At 54.8% G+C, this 4048-nt stretch carries 5 protein-coding genes; 4 read left to right on the forward strand and 1 reads right to left on the reverse strand.

From position 1 onward, the window contains the following. The first annotated feature begins 89 nt into the window (after window positions 1-89). The 4 genes from JUK32_RS02005 (at window position 90) to ureC (ending at window position 3665) form a co-directional block, all read left to right on the forward strand. Window positions 90-278, forward strand: coding sequence for a hypothetical protein (locus tag JUK32_RS02005; RefSeq protein WP_204137179.1), 189 nt, complete (start codon window positions 90-92; stop codon window positions 276-278). Between the two features lie 608 nt (window positions 279-886). Then, entirely contained in the window at window positions 887-1117 is a 231-nt protein-coding gene (locus tag JUK32_RS02010) for an addiction module protein (RefSeq protein WP_204137180.1), read from the forward strand. Beyond that, window positions 1114-1404: a type II toxin-antitoxin system RelE/ParE family toxin gene (locus JUK32_RS02015; RefSeq protein WP_204137181.1), complete on the forward strand. Its 291-nt coding sequence runs from the start codon at window positions 1114-1116 to the stop codon at window positions 1402-1404. The genes JUK32_RS02010 and JUK32_RS02015 overlap by 4 nt, the downstream gene beginning before the upstream one ends. A gap of 551 nt (window positions 1405-1955) precedes the next feature. Next, entirely contained in the window at window positions 1956-3665 is a 1710-nt protein-coding gene (gene ureC / locus JUK32_RS02020) for an urease subunit alpha (RefSeq protein ID WP_204137182.1), read from the forward strand. Here the strand turns inward: ureC and JUK32_RS27870 are convergent. Beyond that, a complete protein-coding gene (locus JUK32_RS27870; RefSeq protein WP_255538001.1) occupies window positions 3662-3796 on the reverse strand; it encodes a hypothetical protein in 135 nt (44 codons plus the stop codon). The genes ureC and JUK32_RS27870 overlap by 4 nt on opposite strands. Window positions 3797-4048 lie beyond the last annotated feature (252 nt).

Consider the following 4048-nt stretch of genomic DNA (forward strand, 5'->3'; position numbering starts at 1 on the left):
GCCATCGCCTCCTTGACCGGCTATGACTTTATCCTTGAGGCTCTATTCTATGCAGCTTTATAGAGAATTGGTATAAGGTAGCGGTGGTGATGTTCGTAACCAACAAAGAGTTCAGCCAAGTTTTGAAAACAATCCGGGATGTCACTTCAGAGCATCCTAACTATCAGGGCTTTGTCGAGGAAATGGAAGAAGGTTGGTATCAATATCGGTTTCACATCAATGACGATCCAAATCGCGAAGTTTACGTTGCTGTACAAGTACTTCACTTGGTTGCATAAAACGCGCCTCTAAATTCAGGTGTTAGTCAGTGGCTTGGGACGCAACTACTCACATGTAGTCGCTGGTTTTCAGGCTTTGTTATGACGAAGAAATGATCCTCGGATTTGTGACAGTTGTGTCGAATTGGTTTCTCCCAGTTCAGAGGTGAGGGTGTTTTAGATTCCAGGCAGGCAAGATGAGGCGTGTTGTCTCAAGGAGAGGGCGGTGGTGGCTGCGACCCTGCGAAGTTTGGCGATCGCTGACAACGATGACACAAATACTGTGGGGCTATTGGCCGATCGCACCTTCCCCTCAGTTATCTAGTCTGTGATACAGTTCAGCGATCGCAAACTGCACATCAATGCTGTTAAGAACGGCAAAATTATCCGTTTGGTAAATGACTGTTTCCCAGGTATTGAGACTCGGGCGGCGACGATACTCAACGTGAGGGCGGTGGTGGCTGCGACCTTACTATGTTGAGCGATCTGCACCGTGCTTAAAGCTAATCTGCTGTGCTCAAAAAGCATTGCGCGGCATGCAGTGAAGTCTTGTGCAGTACCTCGAATTTAGAGGCCAAGGGCCTTGATATAGAATACTTGTATCGCAACTCAATGCTTCGAGAGGGAATATGCGGTCAATTGAGCAACTGACTGAAGAATTACTGTCCCTGCCTCATGAGTCCAGAGCACTGCTTGCCGACAAATTGGTGGAAAGCCTAGAGTTTGAGGCTGACTCAGCCATTCAAGCCGCTTGGTCAACTACTGCTAAGCGTCGTAGAGATGAAGTGCGAGAGGGTGCTGTTCAACCCATTCCCGGTGAAGATGCCTTAGCGCAGGTCAGACGACTGATTGAACCATGAGGTACGTCTTTCATCCTGAAGCACTGCGGGAGTACGCTGAAGCCGTTCAATACTACGCAGAGCAAAGAGTTGAGGTTGCGCAAGCATTCATCACTGCAATTGAAGACACAGTCTATCGGATCAAAGAATCTCCAACTCGCTATGCTGCCATTGATGAAGACGTTCGGCGGTGCATGGCGCGGCGGTTTCCTTATGGCGTCCTTTATACGATTGAACAAGACTACGTTCTGATTTTGGCGGTCATGCATTGCAGCCGTGAACCTGGCTACTGGAAAAGCCGTAAATAATGGAAGCTGTCAGCCGCTCAACATGACGGGAAAGAGGACACAACAGAGATTATTAGTGGATATTTAAGGTTTTCTCCCGCCGCTACACTTCAGCGCGAGCCATGCCAGAGCCGCTGCGAGGAACCCATGTTATGCAAATATCCTTACTGGCTCTGCCAATTCGTCGTTGCGAAAGAAGATGACATTTGGGTTCGCGACAGTTGCGTCGAGTAGGTGGCTCGCAGTCTAGAGTCGAGGATGCTTGAATATTGTCTTGATCGGTTAGGTGTGTTTGCTGTGGGAAAGGGTGATTGTGACTGCGACCTTACTGCGTTGGGCGATCGCGCTCCCCTCACACGATCGCCCCACCCCCTGAGCCGCTTCCACACAGACCGTCAACTCCGCCTTTCCCCGCTTGTATCGTCTCGCCTCAATTCATTACAAAACCTCGAAACTCCCCCGCTGGCCGCTCAAGTCGCCGTAGAATAATGCCGACTGTAGGCGATTTAGCGGTTAAGCGGGCCACTTATCTCTACAGTTCATCTGTGGAACGCATTTTTTGAGGATTGCCCATGAGTTACCGGATGGATCGCCGCGCCTATGCTGAGACTTACGGGCCGACCGTGGGCGATCGCGTGCGGCTGGCCGATACCGACCTGATTATTGAGGTCGAGCGCGACTTCACCACCTATGGGGACGAAGTGAAGTTTGGCGGCGGCAAAGTGATTCGCGATGGCATGGGCCAGTCCCCGATTTCGCGGGCGGATGGCGCGGTGGATACCGTCATCACCAATGCCCTGATTTTGGACTGGTGGGGCATCGTCAAAGCTGACATCGGCATCAGAGATGGCCGCATTACCAAAATCGGCAAAGCGGGCAACCCCTACATTCAAGACCATGTCGATATCATCGTAGGGCCGAGCACCGAAGCGATCGCGGGCGAGGGCCTGATCCTCACCGCTGGTGGTATCGATGCCCACATTCACTTCATTTGTCCGCAGCAAATTGAGACAGCGATCGCTTCCGGCGTCACCACCATGATTGGCGGCGGCACCGGCCCAGCAACGGGGACGAACGCCACCACCTGCACTCCCGGCCCCTGGCACATCTGGCGCATGTATCAGGCGATCGACGCCTTCCCGCTGAACTTTGGCTTTATGGGGAAGGGCAACAGTGCGCTACAGCCCGGACTGCGAGAGCAAGTGGAAGCGGGTGCAGTGGGCCTGAAGCTGCATGAAGACTGGGGCACGACTCCAGCCGCGATCGATACCTGTCTCAATGTGGCCGAAGATTATGACGTGCAGGTCGCCATCCACACGGACACTCTGAACGAATCCGGTTTCGTCGAAGACACGATCGCCGCCTTCAAAGGTCGGACGATTCACACCTATCACACCGAAGGAGCCGGGGGCGGTCACGCACCCGACATCATCAAGGTCTGTGGCGAGAGCAACGTGCTGCCGTCCTCCACCAATCCCACCCGGCCCTACACCACCAACACGCTGGAAGAACACCTCGACATGCTGATGGTGTGTCACCACCTCAGCCGCAGCATTCCCGAAGACGTGGCCTTCGCCGAGTCCCGCATTCGCCGCGAAACCATTGCCGCCGAAGACATCCTGCACGATTTGGGCGCATTCAGCATGATTTCGTCCGACTCTCAGGCGATGGGCCGCGTGGGCGAGGTCATCATCCGCACCTGGCAAACCGCCCACAAAATGAAGGTACAGCGGGGGGCGCTGTCTGAAGATAGCGATCGCAATGACAATCACCGAGCCAAGCGCTACATCGCTAAGTACACCATTAACCCGGCCATTACCCACGGGGTTTCCCACATCATCGGTTCCGTCGAGGAGGGCAAGCTGGCGGATTTATGTCTCTGGAAACCCGCCATGTTTGGAGTCAAGCCAGAAATTGTGATCAAGGGCGGCGCGATCGCCTGGGCGCAGATGGGCGACCCGAACGCCAGCATTCCCACTCCGCAGCCGGTGCACATACGGCCCATGTTCGGCAGCTATGGGGGGGCGATCGCCGCCACCAGCGTCAGCTTTATGTCTCAGGCCGCCATCGAAGCAGGCGTCGCGGCCCAAATCGGCCTGCAAAAACCCCCCGAAGCGGTGCACACCATTCGCAGCCTCCGCAAAGCCGACATGAAGCTCAACACCTACCAGCCCCACATGGAGGTCAACTCCGAAACCTACGAAGTCCGTGCCGATGGGGAACTACTCACCTGTGAGCCCGCCGACGTGCTCCCGATGGCCCAGCGCTACTTCTTGTTTTAGCGGCGACGGGGCGGCCAGCGATCGCTGCCCACTCGTAGTGCGTCACAAGTCACGTCAAACCATGACAGCCCCAGCCCCCAGTTGACCCATGGCCCAACCGTTAGTCCGGCTTGGTGCTGTTGGCTGATCATGCTGGCTGCACCGCAAGTCCACGAATATCAGCCAGTAGCCCCCACGCAAATAAAACAGGCCAGGGAATCAGCCCTGGGCTCCATAAAACTGAGACGTACAGAGCACTGTGTAAGTGGGCAGGCACAATTATTTCGTAGACGGGTTTCGACTCTGCTCAACCCTCAACTGTCTGCTAGGGAGGAAACCTAGCTGATTGAGCGGAGTCGAAATCAGCGACTGGTTCGACTGATTCGACGTTTAATTCGGCCCAG

The organism is Halomicronema sp. CCY15110, from assembly GCF_016888165.1.
In the GTDB taxonomy this organism is placed as follows: Bacteria; Cyanobacteriota; Cyanobacteriia; order Phormidesmidales; family Phormidesmidaceae; genus Halomicronema.

What these genes read in the sequence shown, in the direction of transcription:
- JUK32_RS02005 (WP_204137179.1), top strand. Translation starts at nt 90, where the DNA reads ATGTTCGTAACCAACAAAGAGTTCAGCCAAGTTTTGAAAACAATCCGG.
- JUK32_RS27870 (WP_255538001.1), bottom strand. Translation starts at nt 3,796, where the DNA reads ATGATCAGCCAACAGCACCAAGCCGGACTAACGGTTGGGCCATGGGTC.
- ureC (WP_204137182.1), top strand. Translation starts at nt 1,956, where the DNA reads ATGAGTTACCGGATGGATCGCCGCGCCTATGCTGAGACTTACGGGCCG.
- JUK32_RS02015 (WP_204137181.1), top strand. Translation starts at nt 1,114, where the DNA reads ATGAGGTACGTCTTTCATCCTGAAGCACTGCGGGAGTACGCTGAAGCC.
- JUK32_RS02010 (WP_204137180.1), top strand. Translation starts at nt 887, where the DNA reads ATGCGGTCAATTGAGCAACTGACTGAAGAATTACTGTCCCTGCCTCAT.